The organism is Hyalangium sp., from assembly GCF_045802625.1.
Classification (GTDB): Bacteria; Myxococcota; Myxococcia; order Myxococcales; family Myxococcaceae; genus Hyalangium.
Genome location: NZ_JBJMQP010000169.1, coordinates 1 through 23,025, shown reverse-complemented (window position 1 = coordinate 23,025; position 23,025 = coordinate 1). Strand labels below are relative to the sequence as shown.

Annotated in this window: 17 protein-coding genes; 10 read left to right on the top strand and 7 right to left on the bottom strand. The window is 69.2% G+C overall.

Features of this window, described 5'->3' with window-relative positions; all coding sequences use genetic code 11:
* The first annotated feature begins 32 nt into the window (after positions 1 to 32).
* Positions 33 to 1,343, top strand: a complete 1,311-nt coding sequence (locus tag ACJ8AT_RS30025) for a JmjC domain-containing protein (RefSeq protein WP_407741361.1) — start codon at positions 33 to 35, stop codon at positions 1,341 to 1,343.
* 36 nt (positions 1,344 to 1,379) lie between these two features.
* Here the strand turns inward: ACJ8AT_RS30025 and ACJ8AT_RS30020 are convergent, their stop codons facing one another.
* The 3 genes from ACJ8AT_RS30020 to ACJ8AT_RS30010 are packed head-to-tail and all read right to left on the bottom strand — an operon-like array spanning position 1,380 to position 5,222.
* Positions 1,380 to 2,729 (bottom strand): FAD-binding oxidoreductase, encoded by a 1,350-nt coding sequence (locus ACJ8AT_RS30020; protein ID WP_407741360.1) that lies wholly within the window; start codon positions 2,727 to 2,729, stop codon positions 1,380 to 1,382.
* Positions 2,730 to 2,767: 38 nt separating this feature from the next.
* Positions 2,768 to 3,994: an ABC transporter permease gene (locus ACJ8AT_RS30015; RefSeq protein WP_407741359.1), complete on the bottom strand. Its 1,227-nt coding sequence runs from the start codon at positions 3,992 to 3,994 to the stop codon at positions 2,768 to 2,770.
* Positions 3,995 to 4,001: 7 nt separating this feature from the next.
* Positions 4,002 to 5,222, bottom strand: a complete 1,221-nt coding sequence (locus ACJ8AT_RS30010; protein ID WP_407741358.1) for an ABC transporter permease — start codon at positions 5,220 to 5,222, stop codon at positions 4,002 to 4,004.
* 160 nt (positions 5,223 to 5,382) lie between these two features.
* Between ACJ8AT_RS30010 and ACJ8AT_RS30005 the strand changes: the two genes are divergently transcribed.
* From ACJ8AT_RS30005 to ACJ8AT_RS29970, 8 genes are all read left to right on the top strand, one after another.
* A complete protein-coding gene (locus ACJ8AT_RS30005; protein WP_407741357.1) occupies positions 5,383 to 6,645 on the top strand; it encodes a glycosyltransferase in 1,263 nt (420 codons plus the stop codon).
* A gap of 168 nt (positions 6,646 to 6,813) precedes the next feature.
* Positions 6,814 to 6,996 carry a mersacidin/lichenicidin family type 2 lantibiotic gene (locus ACJ8AT_RS30000; RefSeq protein ID WP_407741356.1) on the top strand — a complete coding sequence of 61 codons (183 nt, stop codon included), beginning with the start codon at positions 6,814 to 6,816 and terminating at the stop codon, positions 6,994 to 6,996.
* A gap of 128 nt (positions 6,997 to 7,124) precedes the next feature.
* Entirely contained in the window at positions 7,125 to 7,712 is a 588-nt protein-coding gene (locus tag ACJ8AT_RS29995) for a hypothetical protein (protein ID WP_407741355.1), read from the top strand.
* A 6-nt stretch (positions 7,713 to 7,718) separates the two neighbouring features.
* Complete coding sequence (locus ACJ8AT_RS29990) at positions 7,719 to 10,028, top strand: peptidase domain-containing ABC transporter (RefSeq protein ID WP_407741354.1); 2,310 nt, start codon at positions 7,719 to 7,721, stop codon at positions 10,026 to 10,028.
* A gap of 24 nt (positions 10,029 to 10,052) precedes the next feature.
* A complete protein-coding gene (locus ACJ8AT_RS29985; protein WP_407741353.1) occupies positions 10,053 to 11,129 on the top strand; it encodes a hypothetical protein in 1,077 nt (358 codons plus the stop codon).
* A 61-nt stretch (positions 11,130 to 11,190) separates the two neighbouring features.
* Positions 11,191 to 14,394, top strand: coding sequence for a type 2 lanthipeptide synthetase LanM family protein (locus ACJ8AT_RS29980; protein ID WP_407741352.1), 3,204 nt, complete (start codon positions 11,191 to 11,193; stop codon positions 14,392 to 14,394).
* A gap of 100 nt (positions 14,395 to 14,494) precedes the next feature.
* Positions 14,495 to 15,289, top strand: coding sequence for a hypothetical protein (locus tag ACJ8AT_RS29975; RefSeq protein WP_407741351.1), 795 nt, complete (start codon positions 14,495 to 14,497; stop codon positions 15,287 to 15,289).
* 65 nt (positions 15,290 to 15,354) lie between these two features.
* Entirely contained in the window at positions 15,355 to 16,887 is a 1,533-nt protein-coding gene (locus ACJ8AT_RS29970; RefSeq protein WP_407741350.1) for a tetratricopeptide repeat protein, read from the top strand.
* A 25-nt stretch (positions 16,888 to 16,912) separates the two neighbouring features.
* On the opposite strand, the gene ACJ8AT_RS29965 is transcribed toward ACJ8AT_RS29970, so the two are convergent.
* The 4 genes from ACJ8AT_RS29965 to ACJ8AT_RS29950 all read right to left on the bottom strand — a co-directional run bounded on the left by ACJ8AT_RS29965 (position 16,913) and on the right by ACJ8AT_RS29950 (position 19,051).
* Positions 16,913 to 17,287, bottom strand: a complete 375-nt coding sequence (locus tag ACJ8AT_RS29965) for a hypothetical protein (protein WP_407741349.1) — start codon at positions 17,285 to 17,287, stop codon at positions 16,913 to 16,915.
* A 213-nt stretch (positions 17,288 to 17,500) separates the two neighbouring features.
* Positions 17,501 to 17,758: a hypothetical protein gene (locus ACJ8AT_RS29960; protein WP_407741348.1), complete on the bottom strand. Its 258-nt coding sequence runs from the start codon at positions 17,756 to 17,758 to the stop codon at positions 17,501 to 17,503.
* A 195-nt stretch (positions 17,759 to 17,953) separates the two neighbouring features.
* Positions 17,954 to 18,214 carry a hypothetical protein gene (locus ACJ8AT_RS29955; protein WP_407741347.1) on the bottom strand — a complete coding sequence of 87 codons (261 nt, stop codon included), beginning with the start codon at positions 18,212 to 18,214 and terminating at the stop codon, positions 17,954 to 17,956.
* Positions 18,215 to 18,337: 123 nt separating this feature from the next.
* Complete coding sequence (locus tag ACJ8AT_RS29950) at positions 18,338 to 19,051, bottom strand: hypothetical protein (protein WP_407741346.1); 714 nt, start codon at positions 19,049 to 19,051, stop codon at positions 18,338 to 18,340.
* Between the two features lie 522 nt (positions 19,052 to 19,573).
* Here ACJ8AT_RS29950 and ACJ8AT_RS29945 point away from each other — a divergent pair.
* Positions 19,574 to 23,025 (top strand): SIR2 family protein (locus ACJ8AT_RS29945; protein WP_407741345.1); only part of this gene is annotated, 3,452 nt, incomplete at its 3' end.

The following is a 23,025-nucleotide window of genomic DNA, read 5'->3' as shown; positions in this document are numbered from 1 at the left end:
AGCATCCCAGGCTGCTCGATAGGAGTCGTCCCATGCCCGGCGATATTGGTCGTGAACTCGCGGAGCTGCTCCACCCTGTCGCTCCCGAGAAGTTCCTGACGGAGTACTGGGAGAAGCAGGCGCTCCACATCCGCGGCACACCCGAGAAGTTCGCTGGGCTGTTCGACCAGGAGCGCTTCGATCGGGCCATCCTGCACGCCAACTACGACAAGCGGGCGCCCTCCTCCTTCGGCATCCGCGCCTTCTGGCGCAACCGCCATGGCCTGTATGCCGCCATCGAGATCGGCCCTCACCAGGTGAGAGAGGCGTTCGCCTCCCGCACCACCATCTGCGTCAACGACATCTCCGCGGGGGACGAGGGCCTGGCGCGGTTCGCCGCCCACATCAAGCGCCAGCTCAACCTCGCCACCCCCATCCACTTCAGCTGCTACCTGTCTCCGGAAGGCGAGGGCCTGGACACCCACTACGACGCGCGCCACGCGACCATCATCCAGATCTCGGGCCGCAAGCTGTGGCGGTACTCGCGCCTGCCGGCGATGCACTACCCGGCGCGCAACGCCATCGTCGAACAAGATGGCCGCGTCCGGTATGCCGACAACAAGCCCGTCAAGGACGTGCCCACCCCGGACGAGAGCCAGTTCGAGGAGGTGATGATGGAGCCCGGCGATGTGCTGTATCTGCCGCCGGGCTGCTGGCACAACGCCAAGGCCAGCGGAGAGCCCTCGCTCGCGCTGACCATGTCATGCTCGACCTCGGGCTTCATGAGCATCCTCGTGCCGGAGCTCGAGCGCGTGCTGCAGCAGAAGGTGGAGTGGCGCGCCCTGGTGCCCGCCTCCCTCACCGCGCTGGCTCCGGAGGCTGGCGTGCCAGCGGAGGCCCGGCGCTTCATCTCCGCGCGTCTGACCGAGCTGCAGGAGCTGTTGGGCAAGCTGGCCAGCGATGAGACCGAGATCGAGCGCCTCTGGCGCCGCGCCTCCGGTGCCAGCCCGGTCCTCGCGGTGGCGGGTCAGCCACCCACCTCCCCGTTGAAGCCCGAGGATGTGCTGGTGCGCACGGAGCCCTATCCGCTCGCGTATGGAACCCGGCCGGGCCCAGGCGGAGTGGCCGCCGTGTATGTCTATGGCAACAGCACCGAGCTGGCCTTCTCCGGAGAGGCGTTGCCGCTGGTGAAGGGCCTCGCCACGCGCGAGCGCTTCAAGGTGGCCGATGTCGAGGCATGGGCGGGCCTCGGCCTGGAGCGGAGCCTGGAGGTGCTCAAGGCGTTGATGAGCCGAGGCCTGCTGCGCCGGGAGACGGAGCCCGCGACTCCCCCGCGGACCGAGTCCGCCGCCGAGCACCTCTGAGCAGGCGGAGGGCTGCACCCGCCCGGCCGCCGCCCACTACGGCAAGCCTCCCCGGTTGAGCAGCCCCTGGGGATCCAGCTCTCGGCGCAGCGCGCGCAGGCGCTCGTAGGCGCCGCCGTACACCTGGTGCATCTGCTCCGGCGTCAGCTCATTGCTGCCATAGAGGTACGGGCGGCCACCCAGCTCCAGGCACCGCGCCAGGAAGTCCTGGTGCGAGGCGCGCGCCCGGGCCGCCTTGTCATCCTCTCCTGGCTCGATGCGGTAGTAGATGCCAATGCCATACAGCCGCGGCGCCGTGCCGATGGACCGGATGTCGAAGGGCCACCGCGTCCTGCCTCGCCGCAGGCACAGCATGCGCACCATGCAGTTCTTGTCCCAGAGCCGCTCGCGCGGGAGCGACTCCAGGTACTTCACGAAGGCGCGCAGCCCCTCGAGCTCGAAGCAGTAGTCGCTCCAGTACTGCCGCGGGCGCGCCGCCGGATCCTCGGCGATCGTCCGGGCCTGGATGAAGTAGGTGGGCCGGGCCAGCATGTGCACCCGGTCCTTCACCAGCTGCCTCGGCGGCCCGGCGATGGGCGTGGCCTCGGCCGTCTCCACGTCCTCGTGGCTGGTGCCGAAGACGCTCATGACCGCCCCGTTCTTCTGCTGGCCGAAGAAGTGATCTGGCGTCTTCTCCTCCCACTCCGCCGTCCAGGCGATGGCCTCCACCATCTCCGAGAACGAGGCGAAGTGGTTGAGCTGGATCCGCACCACGGGGCGGTAGGGCAGCGTCCGCATGACGACCTGCTCGATGATGCCCACCTGCCCGAAGCCTCCCAGCGCGTACTGGAACAGCTCCGCGTTCTCCTGCTCGGAGCACCAGCGCGCCGAGCCGTCCGGTAAGATCAGCCGCAGCCGCTCCACCTGATCCAGGTGCGCGCCGTACTGGAGCGAGCGGGCGCCGTAGCCCGCCACCGACAGCGTGCCTCCCACCGCCGTGGCCATGTGGTCCGTGAGCACGGGCGCGGTGCGGCCGGCGAGGTTGAGCGCGGCCTCGAGCTCTCCCCAGCGCGTCCGCGTGGTGACGGTGGCCCGGCCGTCCTCCTCGACCACCACGTGCGGATCCCCGCCGCTGTTGTCGATCACGATGCCGCCCTCGCAGAGCGACTGCGCCCGGCACGAGTGGCCCGCCCCCCGGACGCTGACGGGCACGCCTCGCTCGCGCGCCACCCGCAAGGTGTGGACGAGATCCTCCTCGCACAGGGCCTTCACCACCGCCACGGGCATCTTCTGGACGGTCCGGCCGAAGTCGAAGCTGTATGGCGTCAGCTCCTCGCGCGAGCTCAGCACGGGCTGCCGCACCCCCGCGCCCAGCGCCCCTGCCAGCGAGTCATCCCGTGCCCTCATGTCTTGCCGCTCCGCGCATGCGCCCGTGGCGCCGCGCCTCATTCCGTCCGCATCGCCTCGACGGGATCCAGCTTCGCCGCGCGGGCGGCGGGATAGATGCCGAACAGCAGCCCCACCAGCGAGCTCGTCAGCAGGGCCACGCCCGCCACCCAGGGCTGTACCACCGAGGGCAGGCCGGTGACCCACTTCACGCCGAACACCAGCCCATAGCCCAGCCCCAGCCCCACCAGCCCGCCCACCAGCGCCAGCAGCGTCGCCTCGATGGCGAACTGCGTCAGGATGTGCAGGCGCTTGGCCCCCAGCGCCTTGCGCACGCCGATCTCCGAGGTCCGCTCCGTGACCGAGACCAGCATGATGTTGAGGATGCCAATGCCGCCCACCAGCAGCGACAGCAGGCACACGCTGGCGCCCGTGGCCGAGACGGCCATGGAGATCTGATTGAAGGTGCGCGTGCTGGCCTCGTTGGTGGTCAGCGCGTACGGGTCCTCCTTGCCCGGAGGAATGTGGTGCCGCGTGCGCAGCACCAGGGCCACCTCTTCCTGGGCCTGGACGAAGGACTGCGCGTCCTGCGTCTGGACGTTGATCTCCAGGTACTGGATGTTGCCGTACAGCTGCCGCAGCGTGCCCAGGGGGATGATGACCTGGTTGTCCAGGTTCACCATGCCCACCATGCTGCCCTGGCGCTGCGTGAGCCCCACCACGGTCAGCGACTGGTTCTTGACGCGGATGACCTGCCCCAGCGGCTCCTGGTGCGGGAAGAGCTGATCCGCCACGGTGGCGCCGAGCACCGCCACCTTGCGCGCGTCCAGCTCCTCGGCCTCGGAGAAGAAGCGCCCCGAGGCGAGCGTCGTCCCGTGCGTGTCGATCCACTCCGCCGTGCCGCCCACCAGCAGCACGTTGGGCGGAGTCGCGTTCTCCGCGGAGGAGATCTTCTGGTTCGTCATGTACTGGGTGGCCGACACCGCGCCGCTGGAGGGGCTGAGCTCGCGGATGGCCCGCATGTCCTCCAGGGTGAGCTCGTCACCGAGCTGCTGGCGGGTGTCTCCGAGCGTCACGCCCTGCTGGGGCAGGGAGATCTCGAACGTGTTCACCCCCAGGTACATCATGTCCTGGTTTACCTTGCGCTTCATCCCCTCGATGACGCCCATCATCCCCACCGTCGTCGTCACGCCGATGATGATGCCCAGCACCGTCAGCAGGGAGTGCACCGGGTTTCCCCAGAAGGTGCTCAAGGCCAGACGGAGGCTGTTGAGGAGGAACTGCATGCGCTAGTTATTCATGACGGAGCGCTTCCACGGGGTCAAGCCGGGCGGCGCGCGCCGCGGGCCAGATGCCGGACAGCAGGCCCACGAAGGCGGCGAAGCCCACCCCGAAGAGCACCGTGAGGGGCCGGACCGCCGCCTCCAGCGGGGACACCGCCGCCACCGTCTTGGCCGCCCCCAGGCCCACCGCCGTGCCCACCGCGCCGCCCACCGCGGACAGCACCACCGCCTCCAGCAGGAACTGCAGGATGATGGTGCGCCGCCGGGCGCCCATGGCCCGCCGCACGCCGATCTCCCGCGTCCGCTCGCGCACGGTGACGAGCATGATGTTCATGATGCCCACGCCGCCCACCAGCAGCGTCAGCAGCCCCAGGCCCAGCACGGCCCCGTACAGCGCGCCGGTGAGCTTCTTGTACAGGTCCATCAGCTGCTCGGGCCGGCTGATGGCGAAGTCGTCCGGGCGATCCGTGGGGATGTCGCGGGCGCGGCGCAGGATGCCCAGCAGCTCGTCCTCGGCGGCGCCCACGTTCTCCGGCGTGTCCACCCCGACGATGATCTGCATCGAGCGCTTCTTGCCGTAGCGCGACAGCAGCGTCTTGTAGGGGATGAGCACCGAGCGATCGAAGTTGATCACCAGCGCCTTGCCCCGGGGCGCCAGCGTGCCGATGACGCGGAAGGGGAAGCCGTCCAGCTGCACGGTGGCGTCCGCGGCCACGCCGTCGGGGAAGAGCGTGCTCACCACATCCGAGCCCAGCACCACCACGGGCAGGGCGTTGCTGTCGTCCACCTGGGAGAGGAACCGCCCGCTCTGCAGCGTGTAGCCGGAGACGTCCAGGTACTCCTCGGTGGCCGCGACGGCCATGACCGAGGGCAGGTGCACCTCGCGGAAGGACACCTCGGTCTGCAGCGTGGTGAACGGCGCCACGGTGGTGGCGTAGGAGGACTGCCTGCGGATGGCCTCCACCTGCTTGAAGTCGAAGTCCTTGCGGTGGCGCACCTCCCACCCGCCACCGCCAAAGGCTTGCTTGGAGATGAAGAGGGTGTTGGAGCCCATGGCGGCCAGGTGGTGGGCGAACAGCGCGTCCAGGCCCTGGATGATGCCGACGATGGCCAGCAGCGTCGCCACGCCAATGGCGATGCCCGAGGTCGTCAGCAGCGTGCGCAGCTTGTGAGCCCTCAACGAGAAGAGCGCGATCCGGCTCCCCTCGATGAAGTCCACCCGGAGGCTCATGGGGCTCTCGTCACGTGCTCGTCGATACCTGGCATCGCCAACCTCGCTCGGACCGGGACAGGGCGCCAACAGACCCACTGAGTCGGGCAGTCAGGGTAGCACTCGGCTTGAGAGTGCGGCAAGGATGCGGCAGGCTGGTGGGCGACCGGGGGTTCGGGCCTTGCGCTTCCTCTTCAGTGCGTTGACCTCGCATGGCTCCCTGGGGCCTGCCGTCTCCATCGCCGAGCAGCTGCGCCAGCGCGGGCACGAGGTGGCCTTCGTCACCGGGCCCGCGATGGCCCCCTGGCTGGAGAAGGTGGGGATGCGGCGCATCCCCCGCGGCCCTCAGGACGGGCCCAGCTTCACGGTCGAGCACTCCGCCAACCCGCTGGATCAGGCCCGGCAGGTGAAGCACTTCGAGCATGCGATGAAGGAGTTTCCCCCGGACGTGCTCGTGGGGCACGCCATGGCCTTCGGGGCCGTGCTCACGGGGGCGCGCCACCAGATTCCCACGGCCGTCATCGGCCTGGCAGCCAACATCCTCCCCACGGAGGCCTATCAGCGGAAGCTGCCCGCGGAGCTGCGCGCCTACCAGGTCGTCCGGCTTCACGGCCTGCAGACCTACGAGGAGTTCATCCCGGAGCGCTATGGCCGGCTGATGGAGTCCTACAACATCTGCACGGAGATCTTCTGGCTGCCGAAGCGCGAGGTGCCGCCCGAGCAGACGCCGCTGCTGGGAGATCTGCACCTGCTACAGAGCGTGCCGGAGCTGGAGGGGGAGGTGGAGCTGCTGCAGCCCCAGACGCACCTGGTGGGCAGCTGCGCGTGGGACTTCCCCAGCGCGGATCCGCAGCTGGAGCGGTGGCTGGCCAAGGCGCGCGAGTCGGGCGAGCCCATCCTCTATACGCAGCCGGGCCGCGTCTTCAATTCTCCGGGGTTCTGGCGCCCCATGTGCGAGGCGCTCGGGAACCGGCCCGTGCGCGTGGTGGCCTCCACGGGCCGCATGGATGGTGAGCTGGGCGAGGTGCCGCCCAACTTCTACGTGCGCTCGCATGTGCCTCAGGCGTTGGTGCTGCCGCACGCCCACGGTGTCATCTCCAGCGCTACGACCACGGGTGTACTGGGCGCGCTCACTCGGGGCCTGCCGCTGCTGCTGGTGCCCGGCGGCGGCGGCGGGGAGCAGTCGGACTTGACGCTGCGCTGCCTGTTGGCCGGCGTCGCGCTTCACCTCCACCCCACCGAGGTGTCCGCCGCGAACTTTGGCCAGAAGGTGGAGGAGTTGCTCTCCAGCGACTCGCTGCGGCGCAATGCCCGCCGGCTCCAGGAGCGCTTCACCCAGGCCCCGGGCAGCGCTGGCGCCGCGACGCTCCTGGAGCGGCTCGGCCAGGAGCGCCGACCCATTCTCCGAGAATCCACGGTTCCCGCCGTCCTCTCGGTGGCCTGAGTCTCCAGGCCTCGCAGCTTTGCCAACAGGAGTCATAAGATTTTGCACTTCGGACTTGTACTCCTTGTGAAATGATCCGTAACCTGGGCCTGCCCGGAAGTAGAGCAAGCAAGCTGTCGCCAGGGCGCAATCGCAGCAGCTCACCCCCGCAGTGCAAGGAGTACCCCCATGTCGAACAAGACCGATATCATCCGCGCGTGGAAGGATGAGGAGTTCCGCAGCCAGCTGTCCGAGTCTGAGAAGGACATGATCCCGGCGAACCCCGCGGGCATCCTCGAGCTGACTGACGAAGCGCTCGAGACCGGCGCACTTGTTATTGCGCCCTCCAGCTGCGACTGGTGCAGCTGCTAGTTGCTGCTCCAGCAGGGGTGGTTCCCCCGCTCGTCATGGGGAGGTAGCATCCCGGAGCAATGATGGAAGCGCTGCGGCTCATCGCGGCGCCTTCATCGCCCCTACCGAAGGCGCCTCCTCCCTCTGCCATGAACGTCCCAGGCAAGTCGTTTTTCCGAGCAGGAGCGCTGGAGCGGTTCATTCAAGGGCGGGCTCGCCTCATTCTCCCGGCGTTCGTCTCTCCCCGGGGCTTCGTGCTGTTGTGGCTGGTGTTGTCCCTGGTGCTCGCCGCGGGTGCGCTGGCTTGGAGCGCCCAGGTGCCTCGCTTCGAGGCTGGAGTGGCGGTGGTTGTCGAGGCCGCCCAGGCGCGAGTGGAGGACGCCGGAGAGGCACCGTTGCTGCTGGCCTTCCTTCCTCCCGCGACGTTGCCGCGCCTGAAGGCCGGAGAGCCCTTGTTCCTCCAGGGCCGCCCTGGCGTCGTGGCGGACTCCTCGACCATTCTCTCGGTAGGCCCGCAGGTGCTGAGCCCCGCGGCCGCGAAGGCTCGCTTCGGGCTGGAGCTGCCGCCTCAGGCGCTCTCGGGCCCCTCGGCCGTGGTGGTGGCCCGGTTCCAGCCTGGCGCCGCGGTGGGCAAGGCCACGGACTACCTGGGCACCGTCTACCCCGTGAACGTTCGTGTTGGCACCCGGCGGCTGCTGTGGCTGCTGCCCTTCCTGGACAAACTCCATCCGGAGTAGGAGCCCATGAGCACCCCCGCGGAGCCCGCTCAGACTTCCCCCGCCGCCAGCACACCGCCGGGTGGGCTCTTCCAGCGCTTCATGAGGATGATCTGGCCCCTCGTCCTCTGGTTCCGCCGCCGGCGCGTGCCGGTCATCCTCCAGCTCAGCACCCGCGAGTGCAGCGGCGCGTGCCTGGCGATGGTCCTGTCGTATTACGGCCGCAAGACGAGCGCGAGCGACTGCCGCGAGTGCTTCGACGTGGGCCGGGATGGAGCCAGCGCGCTCACCATCGCCCGAGCGGCGCGCACCCACGGCCTCATCGCCAAGCGCTACTCCGTCACGCTCTCCAACTTCCACCGCATCCCCCTGCCGGCCATCGTCTTCTGGAACTTCAACCACTTCATCGTCGTGGAGCGGTGGGGCCCGAAGTTCGTGGACGTGGTGGATCCCGGGCTCGGCCGGCGCCGCCTGACGATGGCCGAGTTCGACGAGGGCTTCACCGGCCTGGCGATGTCGTTCGAGCCCAGCATCGACTTCCAGCGCCGCAAGAGCGTGGGGGTGCCGGCCTGGCGCACCGCGCTGGCGTACATGCTGAGCACGCCCGGGTTCGGCGGCCTGCTGGGGCAGATCTTCCTCACCTCGCTGGTGATGCAGGGCGTGGGCCTGTCCCTGCCGCTGCTCACCCAGGTGATCGTCGACCGCATCCTGCCGTTCCGCGTGGTTGATCTGATGACGGTGCTGGGCCTGGGGCTGGCCGTGCTGGTGGCGGCCCAGGGCGTGACGAGCTACCTGCGCTCGGCGGTGATGATCTACCTGTATGCGCGGTTGGACTCGCGGATGATGCTGGGGCTGTTCGGGCACCTGCTCACGCTGCCGCTGCGCTTCTTCCAGCAGCGCTCCACGGGAGATCTGCTCACCCGGCTGGGCAGCAACGTGGCCATCCGCGAGGCGCTCACCAGCCGTACGCTGTCGGTGATTCTGGACGCGCTGCTGGTGCTCATCTACTTCGCCATCCTGATGGTGCAGGCGCCGCTGTTCGGCGTGCTGGCGGTGGCCATTGGCGCGCTGCAGGTGGTGGTGCTGCTGTCCACCAACCGGCGCGTGCACGGCCTCACCCAGGAGAGCCTGCTGGCGCAGGCCGAGTCGCAGAACTACCTGACCGAGGCGCTCATCGGCGTGGCCACGCTCAAGGCCTCGGGCGCCGAGCACCGGGTGCTGGACCACTGGTCCAACCTGCTGATGCGGCACCTGAACGTGACGGTGCGCAAGAACCACCTGTCCGCGGTGCTGGACTCGTCGCTGCTGACGCTGCGCACGCTGGCGCCGCTGCTGCTGCTGTGGATTGGCGCGCGGCAGGTGCTCAACGGGGAGATGACGCTGGGCACCATGCTGGCGCTCAACGCGCTGGCCACCGCGTGCCTCCAGCCGTTGGCCTCGCTGGCCACCACCGGCCAGCAGATCCAGATGGTGGGCGCGCACCTCACCCGGCTGATGGACATCGTCCAGGCGGACCCCGAGCAGGATCTCCAGAAGGTGCAGGCGGCGCCCACGCTCACCGGGCGCGTGGAGCTGCGCGACGTCAGCTTCCGGTACGACGCGGACGCCCCCCTGGTGCTGGATGGCATCTCGCTGGCCATCCAGCCGGGGCAGAAGGTGGCGCTGGTGGGCCGCAGCGGCTCGGGCAAGACGACGCTGGCCATGCTCCTGCTGGGCCTGCACGAGCCGACCTCGGGGGAGATCCTCTATGACGGGCTCCCCCTGCAGCAGCTGGATCACGTCACGCTGCGCAGCCAGTTCGGCGCGGTGATGCAGGAGCCCTTCCTCTTCAGCGGCTCGCTGCGGGAGAACATCACCTTCAGCGATCCGGCCGTGCCGCTGGATGAGGTAGCCGAGGCGGCCCGGCTGGCCGTCGTCCACGACGACATCGAGCGGATGCCGATGGGCTACGAGACGGTCATCTCCGGCTCGGGCGGCTCGGGGCTGTCGGGCGGGCAGCGGCAGCGCATCGCCGTGGCGCGGGCGCTGGTGCGCAAGCCTGTCATCCTCCTGCTGGACGAGGCCACCAGCCAGCTGGACGTGCTCACCGAGAGCCAGCTGGACCAGAACCTGAACGGGCTGTCCTGCACGCGGATCCTCATCGCCCACCGGCTGAGCACCGTGCGCAACGCGGACCTCATCCTGGTGCTGGATCAAGGCAAGCTGGTGGAGAGCGGGACGCACGAGGAGCTGGTGGCCCGGGGCGGCCACTACATGGAGCTCATCCGCAAGCAGATGGAGGGGATGCCCACGCAGGAGGGACCGGGCTTCCAGGCACCCCAGCGCCTCATCGGCTAGGCACGGCCAGGACACGGAGAGACGATGCGCCTTTCGATGGAGCAGTACCTGCGACTCGCCGTGCCGTTCACGCCGCCGGAGCTCTTCTCGCCCCAGGCCCTGGAGCCCATCCTCGCCCTCTCACGGAGGCTGCCGGCCTGCTCGAGCAGCGGCTTCGAGGTCCGCCTGGGGGAGGAGGCGCCGGTGGCGGACTTCCTGGTGAACCTGCTGCCCACGGACGGCACCCGCACGGCCTTCGCGGGCCGCCACCCGGATGCGCCCCTGGACGAGGAGTTTCTGGGGAGCGAGGTCTGGCAGCGGGTGCGGGACTTCTGCCAGAGCTGGGAGAGCCCGGGCTCCGCCTTGCACTCCCAGGTGCGGGACATGTGGCTGGAGTTCGACTTGAAGGAGCTGGGCGCGGGTGTCCCCATCCCCGGCGTCTTCTTCGGAGCCAACACCGAGTCCGGGGAGCTGCTCGGCACGGTGGAGCGCTCGCTGGCCCTGCTGCGCACGCCGGGGCATGGGCGCTTGCCTCCGGGGCTGTTGCGCTGCGTGGAGCTGCTGCCCAAGCCCCCGCGAATCGAGCAGTTGGGGATGATGTTCTCCCGGCAGTCGGACGAGCTGCGCCTGTGTATCCGCGGCCTCTCGCCCCATGGCATGGGCGAGTTCCTGGCACGCGCGGGTTGGGGCGGACGCCCCGAGGAATTGCAAGCCGTCATCGAGGACGCACGGCCCTTCGTGGATGAATTCACGCTGGACATCGACGTGGGAGAAGGGGTGCTGCCCAAGATTGGCCTGGAGTGCATCCTGGATCGAGACACGCACCCGGATCGCTGGCGCCGGTGGCTGGATCACCTGGTGGCTCGGCACCTGTGCACGCCACGCAAGCGTGATGGGGTGCTGGCGTGGATTGGCCTGTCCACCCAGCGGACCCAGGCGGAGCTGTGGCCCGAGAACCTGGTCCGCGCCAGCCAGCGCACCCCAGGGCTGCTCAGCGGCTTCCAGCGCCGGGTGAATCACTTGAAGCTCGTCCACCAACCGGGCCAGCCCCTCCAGGTGAAGGCCTACCTGGCGTTCCGACACATGTGGGTGCGCCCGTCTTCCAGCGCGCGCTCCGCTTGACGCAACCGCTGCCAGCCGCGGCCCCGCGGTTCGCGCTCGCCAGCCGAGCAGAGGTCTCACCATGTCTCAGTCGCAGCCCCGTCTCGCCTGGTACCAGGCCCTCACCCTCGCCGAGCGGATTGCCTCGCTGCGGGCCCACCCGGACTCGAGCGGTCCGGTGGACATGGAGCGCGCTCAGCGCCGGCTCAAGCGTTGGCGGGAGAAACCGCCGCTGTCGGACGAGCGGCTGTTCACCCTGCGCCTGAGCTCCTTGGGCATCACCCAGGACGAGCTGCTGCGGCTGCTGGGCGAGCCCGTCGAGGCGCTCCGGGCGCGCGTGCCGGTGCCCCCTCGCTGGATGCTGGAGGTGGAGGAGGCGCTGTCCCGGCCGCTGTCGGGCCCGGCCTTGCCCTATCCCCCGGAGGTGCAGCGCGATCCGAACGCGCGGCTGTTGATCGCCGCCGAGCCCTTCCTTCGCCAGGGGCTGGAGCGCCTGCAGGTAGGCATGACCGAGCTGGCCTCCACCGCCGGGGCCGTGCCCTTCGAGCCCGAGACGGCCGGGGCGCTGCTCTTCGCGTCGCTGCCCTCGGAAGTCTTGGCGATGATCACCCGGACCCTGGCGCTGGAGCTCCACGTGGCCCGGCTCGAGGAGAAGCTGCAGGGAGAGACACCCCAGGAGCGCTTCCAGAGCTTCGTGCAGCGCCTGGAGTCGCGCGAGGCGCTCGAGGCGCTCCACCTGGAGTACCCGTTGCTGGCGCGTCAGCTGGTGACGAAGGTGGGCCTGTGGGTGGACAACAGCCTGGAGTTCCTACGGCGGCTGTGCGCGGACTGGGAGGACATCCGCCGCGTGCTCAGCCCCGGGCAGGAGCCGGGCAAGCTGGCGGCGGCGCGGGCCAGCATGGGAGATGTGCACCGGCGAGGACACTCGGTGATGAGCGTCCGGTTCTCCTCGGGCTTCAAGCTCGTCTACAAGCCGAGATCGCTCGCCACGGACGTGCACTTCCAGGCGCTGCTCGAGTGGGTGAACGCGCACGGTCCGAAGACGCCGTTCCAGCTCACCCGGCGCGTGGATCGCCCGGGCTATGGCTGGGTGGAGTTCGTGGAGGCCGCCACCTGCACCTCGGAAGATCAGGTGCGCCGCTTCTACCGGCGTCAGGGCGGCTACCTGGCCCTGCTGTACGTGCTGGAGGGCGCCGACTTCCACTTCGAGAACATCATCGCCGCCGGGGAGCACCCGGTGCTGGTGGATCTGGAGTCGCTGCTGCACCCGACGCTGCGCGTGGCGGATCCGGTGCTGAAGGGCCAGCGCGAGGCGGAGCTGTTCGACTCGGTGCTGCGCATCGGCATGCTCCCGCAGCGGGCGTGGGAGGATCAGCGCTTCGCGGGCGTGGACATCAGCGGCCTGGGCAACCCCGAGGGCAACTCCGGGCGCCGGCAGGCCCCGGCGATGGAGGGTGCCGGCACCGATCAGGTCTTCTTCACCCGCCGGCCCGGCCGCTTCCGCCGCGGGCTCAACCTGCCCACCCTCAACGGCGCCGACGTGGAGCTGCTCCAGTACCACGAGGCCGTCGTGGAGGGCTTCTCCGAGCTGTACACGCTCCTCTTGGGGAAGCGCGAGGAGCTGCTCGGCGAGCACGGCCCGCTGCGCGGCCTGGTGGACGCCGAGGTGCGCGTGCTGCTGCGGCCCACGTTCATCTACAAGGCCATGCTCATCGAGTGCAATCACCCGGATCTGCTGCGCAACGCGCTGGATCGGGATCGCTTCCTCGAGCGGCTGTGGCTGTACCAGGACCGGCTGCCGTACGTGACGCAGGTGAGCCACGCGGAGCGCCAGGCCATCGAGCGCGGAGACGTGCCCCTGTTCTCCACGTACCCCAACAGCACGAGCGTCTGGGGCGAGCCGGGCGAGGAGATCGCCAACGTCTTCCCGGAGACGGGCCTGCAGCGGATGCTCAAGCGGGTGGCGCGGCTGAGCCAGGCGGATCTGGAGAGGCAGACGTGGCTCATCCGCGCCTCCTTCACCACGCTGGCCATGAACGCCGAGCCGCTCCGGCTGGCCGGGTACACGCCCGAGGAGCCTCGGCGGCCCGCCACGCGCGAGCGCCTGCTGGAGGCCGCGCGCGCCGTGGGAGACCGGCTGGAGGCGCTGGCGGTGCGCGATGGGCAGGCGTGCTCCTGGTTTGGTGTCTCGCTCGGGTGGGATCGCCGCTGGCGGCTGATGCCGCTGGGGTTGGACCTGTACGGCGGGCTGCCGGGGGTGGCGCTCTTCCTGGCCTGGCTGGGTGAGCTGACGGGCCAGGCGCGTTACACCGAGCTGGCCCAGGGCGCCGTGCGGACCATGGGACAGAAGCACGAGGATCCGCGCAGCCAGCTGGCCGCGGTGGGCGGCTTTCTCGGGTGGGGCGGGACGAGCTACGTCTATACCCAGCTGGGCAAGCTCTGGAAGCGGCCGGACCTGCTCGACCGGGCGGAGACCTGCATTCCCTTGCTGGAGGCGTTGATTCCCCAGGATGACTCCTTCGACGTGCTGGGGGGCTCGGCGGGAGCCATCCTCGCGCTGGCGGCGTTGCACCGCGGCGTGCCCTCGGGGCGGGCGGTGGCGGCGGCGCGCCGCTGTGGTGAGCAGCTGCTGGCCCATGCCAAGAAGCAGGAGCACGGCCTGGGGTGGGTCTCCCGGATAGAGCCCAACGCCGCGCTCACGGGCTTCTCCCACGGCGCGGCGGGCATTGCCTGCGCGCTGCTGGAGGTGGGCGCGCTCACGGGCGAGGCGCGGTTCCACGAGGCGGCCCACGAGGCGCTGAGCTACGAGCGCTCGCTCTTCTCCGCGGAGAAGGGGAACTGGCCGGACTTGCGCGGCAGCAAGGAGACTCCGCAGTACAAGTCCTCCTGGTGCCATGGCTCCACGGGCATCGGGCTGGCGCGGCTGGCCTCGCTGCGGCACAAGGATGATGCGCAGGTGCGGCAGGAGATCGCCGTGGCGCTGGCGGACACACGGGCCGTGGGCCTGGGCCGGGACCACTCGCTGTGCCACGGGGACCTGGGGAGCCTGGAGCTGCTCCTGGCGGCCCGCGAGGCGCAGGGGCAGAGCGGGCCAGACGCCGAGCTGGAGCGCTGGACTGGCATCGTGCTCGACAGCATCGAGCGGCACGGCTGGCTCTCCGGTGCGCCGCTGGGAGTGGAGACGCCCGGGTTCATGGTGGGCTTGGCGGGCATCGGCTACGAGCTGCTGCGTCTGGCCGAGCCCGGGCGGGTGCCCTCGGTGGTGGTGCTCGGCTCCTTGCCCTGAGACGGGGCAGGCCTGAGGCTTTGGGAGGCCAGCTCCCGGGCGGACATGGTAAGGGAGGCCCCGCTTTCGTCATGCGCCTGCTCGGCCGGGGACCGCGAACATGAGCACTTGGATGTTGTGGATGATCCTCTCGCTTGTCACCGGGAGGCCGCTGCTGTCACTGGCGCTGGTGGTGGTGGCGGTGTGGGCGATGGACCGGTACACGCTCCAGGTCCTGCCCAGGCCGCTGCGCTTCCTGAACCGCTGGCGGCGCGCGGGGCAGCTCGAGCGGATGCTGCTGGCCAACACGCATGATCGCCGGGCGCGCTTCGAGCTGGCGGAGCTGCGCGTGGGGCTGGGCCGGTACGCGGCGGCCGTGGAGCTGCTCAAGCCCAACCTGGAGGCGGGGGACGAGGACACGGACACGCTCTTCCTGCTCGGGGTGGCGTACCTCGGCGCCGGAGAGTCGGCCAAGGGCGAGCTGCTGCTGAACGAGGCGGAGAAGCTGAGCCCCGACTACCGCATGGGCGCCATCGAGCTGGAGCGCGGGCGGCTGCGGCTGGCGCGCGGGGACGCGAAGGGCGCGCTCGAGCCGCTGGAGCGCTTCGTGGAGAGCCGGCACGGCACCGTCGAGGGCCGGGTGCTGCTGGCGAAGGCGCTGAACAAGGTGGGACGGGACGCGGACGCGGCGCTGATGCGCGATGACGCCTGGAAGGAGTACGTGGCCGCGCCGGGCTTCCAGCGCCGCCGGGAGCGGATGTGGGCCTGGCGTGCTCGCCCGAGCCGTCCCCTCCTGTACGCGGCCATTGCCGTGGCGGTGCTGGCGCTGGGCTACCAGGCGCTGAGCCGTATCCGGCCGCCCATGGCTCCCTCCGCCAACCCCTATGCCGCGGGAACGGACGAGGACGGAGAGTAGGAGGAACTCCCCCTGTCTTTTCCAGCCAATCCGGGGTTCAATTCGACACCTTTCCGAGGTCACTGATGTTCCCCGCCCCAGCCCATGTGCTCCGCCAGCGAGAGGGGACGCTCGCGGAGACGCCGCTGCCCCTGCTGCTGCACGCGCTGGCCATGGAGGAGCGCACGTGCACGCTGGAGCTGAAGGCGCGCCAGCGGGAGAAGCGCATCACCTTCGAGGAGGGCGCGCCGGTGGGGTGCGTCTCGAACCTGCTGCACGAGACGCTGGGCAAGTTCCTGGTGGAGAAGGGGAAGCTGAGCGAGGCGGACTACCAGAAGACGCTCTCGGAGAGCATCCAGACGGGGCAGGAGATCGGCGCGCTGCTGGTGCAGAAGGGGTTGATCAGCCCGTTCGACTTGTACAAGCAGCTGCAGGCGAACCTGGGGTTGAGCCTGCTGGACTGCTTCCGGTGGACGGAGGCGCGCTACAAGCTGATCGCGGACGTGGAGGCGCCGAGCACGAGCGTGCGGACGAACACGGCGCAGCTCATCCTCACGGGCGTGGCGAACATGATGCCGTTCGACGCGGTGGCCACGCACTTCACCTTCACGGATGACCGGCGCTTCGCGCAGGTGCCGGGGGTGGAGGGGCCGAAGCTGTCGGCGAAGGACGCGCGGCTGTTCCAGGCGCTGCGGACCCGGCCCACCTTCTCGGAGCTGCTGCAGCGCACAGGCTATGACACGGAGTCGGCGCTGCGCCGGCTGTATGCGCTGTGCATCGTGGGCGTGGCGGACTTCGCGGACGCGGTGAACGAGCGGGTGGCGGCGGCTCCGGCGCAGCCGGCCGTGGCAGTGATGGAGCCCGAGCCCGCGGCTCCGGCGGGGCCCACGGGGACGCCGTTCTCGGACGAGGACGAGGCCGCGCGCAACGCGCTGATGAGCGCCTTCATGTCGCACCGGAGCCAGGATCCATTCGCGCTGCTGGCGGTGCCGGAGGACGCGCAGGCCCTGGCGCTGCGCAAGGCCTTCCTGGGGTTGGCGGACAAGTTCAGCCCGCTGCGCTTCAACACGCCGGACCTGAAGGAGAAGGCGGAGGTGCTGCTGGCGGCGTACGCGCGGGCGTTCGGAGTGCTGCTGGAGCCGGACCTGGCGGCGCTGTGGCGCAAGCGGAGGGCGGCGGCGCGGGAGAAGGAGCGCGGGGCGACGGGGCGGCCCTCGACGCAGGAGCAGTTCCGGATCAAAACGGAGCTGCTGGACGGGCGCACCCAGTTCGAGCAGGGCAAGCAGCGGCTGGAGGGGCGCAACTTCGCGGGAGCCTTCGAGTATTTCGAGTACGCGTGCGACATCGAGCCGCGGCCGCTGCACCTGGCCTACCGGGCGTGGGCGCGCTACCTCCTGAAGCCGGAGGCGCACGGCAAGCTGGCGCTGCAGGAGCTGAGCGAGGTGCTGCGCCAGGAGCCGGCGCTGGAAGAGGGCTGGTTCTTCTACGGCGAGGTGAGCCGTGGGGAGAGCCAGTGGGCCCAGGCCGAGGACGCGTACCGCCGGGCCTTCAAGCTGAACCCGAAGAACCGCCGCTATGTGGATCTGATCCAGGAGACGATCAAGCACGCGAAGCGGTGAGCGGCTTCCCTGGGAACCTCTGAACTTACGGTCCTCCCGGAGTGCCCCCATCGGTATCTCCAAGGCCGGCATCAGGCCGGTTCCAGCGGGCATCAAACTCAGGGGAGATGCCGGGCCTGGCGGGAGGCCCCCAGACGCCAGCGTCGAGGCCCAGCGGCTCGGCGGAGTCCTCGGGTTCACCGCCAAGGATGCGCCGGAGAATGCGGCCATCGGTGCTGATGGCGTATTTCGCCTCGGAATCCATCGCGGGATAAGGGTAGCCGCAGTACGCGTTGTCTTCGTAGATGTAGACAAGAATGATGTCGCCTTCGCGAAGAAGGCGGTAACGCTGCGCTTCTTGCCTGTACTCGCAAGGCCGGTTCTTGCCTTCTGGCGGCAGGTAGTCATTCGCGGCGATCATGAGGGCTCGCAGCAGGACTCCATCCAGTTCCAGTGCGTCGCCCTGGCCCACCGTGATGGAAGGGCCCTCGAGGAGGCGTGAGAAGCGGATGGACGTGTCGTTCCCTACGGGCACGGGGGCCGGAGAGGGGCTCCGCACACAACTCAAGAGACTGGACGCGATCAAGAGACACAGGGGATTGATCCGCATGGGCGCATGCTCCGTGAGGAGAGTTCACTCCGCATCCAGGCGGTAGTGTGTCTCGTCGATCCAGGTGACGGTGCCGATCTTTCGAGGACGCCATGTCCCCTCGGTCTGAATCCATTGCGACAACTCCCGCGTCTCCGGGGTGTATTGATAGAAGCCGTCGCACGTCGGGTGCGAAGGGTCGGCGGACTTCGAGTAGAAGGCGATGATGGCGATGGGAATCTTTCCCTCCCGGGTGTCCACGACCCACTCATGCTCGTTGGCGAGCGCGATGATCTGGCGCATATCCTGAAGGCTCAGCGGACTGCCGAACGGATGATTGTGGAGGGCGAAGATGTATTTGAGGCTTCCAGGTGGGTAGCGCGGATCGCTCACGGAGCCGGGGAGCCTGCAGGTTCTCCTCCCCTTCACGATGTCGCCCGGGTCCGACTGATCCGTGAGCATGCTCAGCTCATACTTGTCATCCGGCGTGTAGTACGCTCAGGCGCAGTACTCGCTGGCGACGCGCAGGGCCATGTCACGATCCTGGATGTGGCTGACCGTGGCGTGGGGCTTGGAGAGAATCAGTGGGCATGCGGCGATCAGCGCGTCCGAGAAGGAGTCGAAAGGGCCGAAGCCGGCCATCGGGCCTGGAAGGCTCTGCAGGGGTGGGGCACCCGGCGCGGGCCTCACGACGCCGGGGATGGGCTGGGGCGCGCAGCTCAGGGCAAGCAGCAACAGGGAGCGCAGCGCTCCCCTCATGCTGAGCAATATGTGGCTGGAGTGGCGCATGGATACAGGGGGATGACGTTATCATCCAACTGGCGCGGCCCCGCGCTCCTGGTCTTCCGGAACGCGGGGCCGCTGTTCATCTACCGGCGAGGACTACGAGCGCTGTACAGCCTTCGGCAGGACCTGGGGCGCCGGCACCGGCGGCACCTTGCCCACCATGTCCATCATCGCCTCGAGCAGCAGGTTCGCCTGAGCCACGGGAATGAGGCGGAACTCCATCATGGACTCGCCCTTGTACTTGCGCAGCTGCACCCGCACCGGCGAGCCCCGAGGGAAGCGCTGGGTGACGGCCGCGCGGTACGCATCCACCAGCGCCCGATCCTCGGGCGGGAAGGGCGTGGCGGGGGTGGCCTCGCGCAGGTGCTGCAAGGCCTGGCGCATGTCCGCCACGCTGCAGTCGGCGAAGAGCTTGGGCTGCACCTCGCCCTGCTTGTCCGGCACCAGGATGAAGGTGCCGCCCGGCTCCTCCAGGTTCACCTCGATCTTCGCGGCGTCCTTGTAGCTGAACAGCAAGCGCAGGCGGGAGAGGCCGTACTGGGTGCAGACCTCCTGCTTGAAGGAGCGCGCCACCAGGCCGTAGTCCAGCAAGGCCGTGCGAGAGATCTCCTGGATGTTGTCGCAGATGAAGTCCAGCGGGCTCTTGTAGTCCGAGCCCTCCAGCAGCTTGCTGTCCACCAGGTAGTTGTAGAGCAGGCCCATGAGGACGTGGTTGCGCGTCTCGTCCTTGGACAACTGGCGCATGGTCTCCAGCGCCTGCTCTGCGCTCAGCCCCTCGTACGGATTCGGTACTGCATTCGGCTTCGACATATGGCTACGTTTTCCCCCCTGAAGGGCCGCACGGAAACGTGCTGCGGACCGGCCGGTTTGGGGGAACCGGCTGGGCGGGCGTAAAGCAGGAGACAGGCCAACGTCTCGCGGCAGGAAAATCAGGCACTTGCGTGGGGGTACCGTCCACGAAACGAGACTGAACAGTCCACGATCGGAGACAAGGCATATTTGTGGACCGCCAAGTCCCTGATTTTCCGAGGGAATTTTGAAGGTGAGGTGCTTTACACCCGTCCACGGAGCGAGACTGGCGTAGGAACTGGGCTCGCTGCCGCTCCCTTACGGCAGTCCGAACGTTCGGACCATCGTAGTAGTTGCGGCCGTACCCCCCTACGGGAGTCCGGTCGTTCGGACCCTCGTCGTCGGCCGTGAGGCACGCCTCGCTGGCCAGAACGACTTGGGCTCGCTGGCGGAGTGCTCCTCGCTCAATGCAGTGAGAGGGCTGGCCGAGGGCTTGGGCTATCGTGTGCGGCCGCCGCTGCTTCGCGGAGCGGCCTGCTCGCCATGACGGACTCTGCCTCGCGCTCCACTGTCACTTCGGATCCTGCCCTCGCCGAGCTTCGGGAGGCGTATGAATCCGGCAAGCTGGTCATCTTCGCTGGGGCCGGGGTCTCGGCCGCCGCTGGCCTCCCGGGGTGGAAGCGGCTCGTGGAGCTGCTGTCCGAGCGGGCCCGGGCCCGAGGCGTGGCGGACGCTGTGCTTCAGGAGATCGCCGAGCTGACGGCCGCACGCCAGTTCATTGACGCGCTCTCGGCCCTCAAGGACTGCCTCGGCGCACCGGACTTCTGCACCGTCATCGAGCGCCACCTGGATGACCGGCTCTTCAAGGAGCCGGAGGTGGTTCGAGCCATTGCAGCGCTCGCCCCTCGTCTGCGCGCCGTGCTCACCACCAACATCGACCATCTCTTCGAGAGAGCCTTTGGCGGGCGCTGGCCCATGCTCCCTCGGGCCACGGGAGACATCGTCCAGCGCGATCACTTCATCCTCAAGCTGCACGGGACCTTGATTGACCGCTCGAGCTGGGTCTTCACTCGCGAGGAATATGACCGGGCCTCATTCGCGGACCCGGCGCTGCGAGACGCCTTCACGGCCTTCTTCCACGCCCACCACCTGCTCTTTGTGGGCTACGGCCTGGCCGATGACGACTTTGATCTGCACCTGGCTCGGGTGAGGGCCTTCGCGGGAGCTCAACCTCCGCGCCACTTTGCGCTCGTCTCCGCGGACACCGTCAAGCCGCACCGCCGCAAGAAGATGGAAGCGGCGGGCATCCGCCTCATTGCCTACGAGAACCCGGACGGCAAGCACACCGCCGTGGTGGAGTTCTTGCGCGAGCTCGAGCGCCCTGCGGCGGCTGCGGCGCCGAGCACTTCTACCGCCAGCGCAGCGCTTGAGTTTGACGAGGTGATGAGGCTCATCCGGGAGGAGGGCTATGAGGTGTCCACGTCCCCGTTCGGAGACTCGCGGCGGGACCGGAAGCAATCAGGCCACCCAAGGGATACCCCCGACGCAGCAGGGGATGGCTCGCGCGCGCACGAGCTGGAGGACTCCCGGGAGCTGAATTTCCTCTTGCGCGTCCTCCGCTCACTGGATGTGCCCACATTCTGGAGACTCTGGCTGCGCCCGCTCGCGCAGGGGAACAAGCCCGAGGACTCAGGCGTGGCTGCCGCCCTCGCGCTGCCGGAGCAGGGGGGCTTCGGGCTCTACTTGCCCGCCAGAGGGTTGGGCTCTTCGGCGGGATGGCTCTCCGGACTCGCCACGAAGCTGCGCGCCCATGGCGGCGCCGTGTACCTCGCGGATCGGCGGACTCCGGAGACATCGCATGCGCCGGGCCTGGAGCCCCTGGGGCTGCGCGAGGTGCTGGCAAAGCGGCTGGACGCACTGCTGCGCTCCCACGCCCAGCGGTGCTTCGCGAATTGGAGTGCGGAAGCCGAGCGAGGCTTCGTCGCGGCTCGGGCGCGGGTCCACCCCACGGGACAGGTGCTCCCCGTGTCCGAGGCGCTCGATCAGGCGTTGGCCTCTCCTGGGAAGGTGCTGGTGCTCGGGGACTTTGGGACGGGCAAGTCCACCCACCTGCGGCGCCTCGCCGCCTTCATGGCCCGGGCCTTCCTGGAGGGCACTGCCGGGGCCCCCGCCCCCGTGCACTTGCCTCTGGGAGGCTCCGGAGCGGAGTTACACGAGCTCGTCTCCCGGCACTTGCCGGAGCTGGACACAGACGCGCTGCGGCTGGCCGTGGAGCTGGGCTTGGTGGTTCCCCTGTTCGACGGGCTGGACGAGGCCCGCCTGGAGCCTGACGAGGTGGAAGGCTCCGTGGACATGCTCCTGGCGAACTTCCCGGGCCCGGAGGCGCGGGCGGTGCTGACCTCGCGCAAGACGCTCTTTCCGGACCTGGCACGCTTCATCGGCCAGCGCCGCGAGGGAGCCGGGCTGGCCATTCTCGAGCTGGAGGAGCTCAACTCCTCCGAGGTGGCCGACTTCGTGCGGCGGCGCACGGCCTCAGCGGAGGAGAAGGCACTCGTGCTGGAGAAGATCCGGCGCACCCACGATCTGACGAGCCTGTCCAAGCGTCCCTTCCTGCTGGAGCTGATCCTGAAGAGCCAGGAGCGGCTCACCAGCGGGGAGATGACCCCGGCCCGGCTCTATGCCCTGGCGGTGGAGGACTGGCTGGACAGCCGCAAGGCAGGTGAGCGCCGGGTGCTCCGCGAGCAGCGGCTCGCGTTTGCCCGCGGCCTGGCGCGCGCCTTGTTCAGCCGGGGAGAGGACACGGCCGCGCACCGGACGGTGACGGCGTTCGTGCTCGAGGTGCTCGGCGACGGGTACACGGGGCTGAACGCGGACGAGGCGGCGCAGGAGGTGCGCACCGCGGTCTTCCTCGCGCACGATGAAGAGAGGGGCGGCTTCCTGTTCGCCCACAAGTCCTTCCTCGAGTACTTCCTGGCGGTGGACATCGCCATGCGGTTGAGGGACGCGCGGGAGGATGCGCTGGAACTGCCGCGGCTCACGCCGGAGGTGGTGTCGTTCCTGGCGGGGCTGCCGGACTGGGAGGAGCGGCGCGAGCAACTGCGCTGGCTGCTCCTCCGGCAGCCTCTCGGCGGCAAGCACCGCGAGGGCGTGCGGGAGAACGCGCTGCTGGCGCTCTACCTGGCGGCGCGGGAGCGCGTGGGCGGTGGGGAGGCGCTGGGACTGGCATTGGAGGCGGAGCTTCCGGAGAAGGCTGACCTGGCGGGGGCGAAGCTCTCGGGGCTGGAATTGCCCTGGGTGGCACTCCCGGGAGCGGACCTGACAGGGGCGGATCTCTCGGAGGCGCGGCTGCTCATGGCGGATCTGCGGGGAGCGCGGCTGGACCGGGCCAACCTTGCCCACGCCACCCTGGATGGCGCGTTGCTGGGAGGAGCGAGGCTGGTGGAGGCGGATCTTTTCGGAGCCTCCCTGGTGGATGCGGCCGTCGCCGGTGTGCACTGGGAGGCAGCGAAGCGCGAGGCGCTGATCGATCTGTTCACCGAGCCCACGCAGCGAGGAGCCTGGGAACCCAGTGCCCCAGTGCCCAAGGCCGTCCTCCACACGCGAAGCGGGCCGGTGAACACCATGGCCTGGTCTCCAGATCGCAGGCGTCTCGTGTCCGGCGGGGCTGATGGGACGGTGAGGGTGTGGGACGCCAGCAGCGGGAAGGCGTTGCACGTGCTGGAGGGGCACAAGAGAGGGGTGAGTACGGTGGCGTATTCGCCGGACGGAGCGCGGGTGGCGTCCGGCGGGGATGATGGGACGGTGAGGGTGTGGGACGCCAGCAGCGGGAAGGCGTTGCACGTGCTGGAGGGGCACCAGGGCTGGGTGAGGACGGTGGCGTATTCGCCGGACGGAGCGCGGGTGGCGTCCGGCGGGGATGATGGGACGGTGAGGGTGTGGGACGCCAGCAGCGGGAAGGCGTTGCACGTGCTGGAGGGGCACCAGGGCTGGGTGAG

Excerpts from the sequence above, each read along its gene's own strand:
- ACJ8AT_RS30025 (WP_407741361.1), top strand. The coding sequence starts at position 33 with ATGCCCGGCGATATTGGTCGTGAACTCGCGGAGCTGCTCCACCCTGTC.
- ACJ8AT_RS30020 (WP_407741360.1), bottom strand. The coding sequence starts at position 2,729 with ATGAGGGCACGGGATGACTCGCTGGCAGGGGCGCTGGGCGCGGGGGTG.
- ACJ8AT_RS30015 (WP_407741359.1), bottom strand. The coding sequence starts at position 3,994 with ATGCAGTTCCTCCTCAACAGCCTCCGTCTGGCCTTGAGCACCTTCTGG.
- ACJ8AT_RS30010 (WP_407741358.1), bottom strand. The coding sequence starts at position 5,222 with ATGAGCCTCCGGGTGGACTTCATCGAGGGGAGCCGGATCGCGCTCTTC.
- ACJ8AT_RS30000 (WP_407741356.1), top strand. The coding sequence starts at position 6,814 with ATGTCGAACAAGACCGATATCATCCGCGCGTGGAAGGATGAGGAGTTC.
- ACJ8AT_RS29995 (WP_407741355.1), top strand. The coding sequence starts at position 7,125 with ATGAACGTCCCAGGCAAGTCGTTTTTCCGAGCAGGAGCGCTGGAGCGG.
- ACJ8AT_RS29990 (WP_407741354.1), top strand. The coding sequence starts at position 7,719 with ATGAGCACCCCCGCGGAGCCCGCTCAGACTTCCCCCGCCGCCAGCACA.
- ACJ8AT_RS29985 (WP_407741353.1), top strand. The coding sequence starts at position 10,053 with ATGCGCCTTTCGATGGAGCAGTACCTGCGACTCGCCGTGCCGTTCACG.
- ACJ8AT_RS29980 (WP_407741352.1), top strand. The coding sequence starts at position 11,191 with ATGTCTCAGTCGCAGCCCCGTCTCGCCTGGTACCAGGCCCTCACCCTC.
- ACJ8AT_RS29975 (WP_407741351.1), top strand. The coding sequence starts at position 14,495 with ATGAGCACTTGGATGTTGTGGATGATCCTCTCGCTTGTCACCGGGAGG.
- ACJ8AT_RS29970 (WP_407741350.1), top strand. The coding sequence starts at position 15,355 with ATGTTCCCCGCCCCAGCCCATGTGCTCCGCCAGCGAGAGGGGACGCTC.
- ACJ8AT_RS29965 (WP_407741349.1), bottom strand. The coding sequence starts at position 17,287 with ATGATCGCCGCGAATGACTACCTGCCGCCAGAAGGCAAGAACCGGCCT.
- ACJ8AT_RS29960 (WP_407741348.1), bottom strand. The coding sequence starts at position 17,758 with ATGCGCCAGATCATCGCGCTCGCCAACGAGCATGAGTGGGTCGTGGAC.
- ACJ8AT_RS29955 (WP_407741347.1), bottom strand. The coding sequence starts at position 18,214 with ATGAGGGGAGCGCTGCGCTCCCTGTTGCTGCTTGCCCTGAGCTGCGCG.
- ACJ8AT_RS29950 (WP_407741346.1), bottom strand. The coding sequence starts at position 19,051 with ATGTCGAAGCCGAATGCAGTACCGAATCCGTACGAGGGGCTGAGCGCA.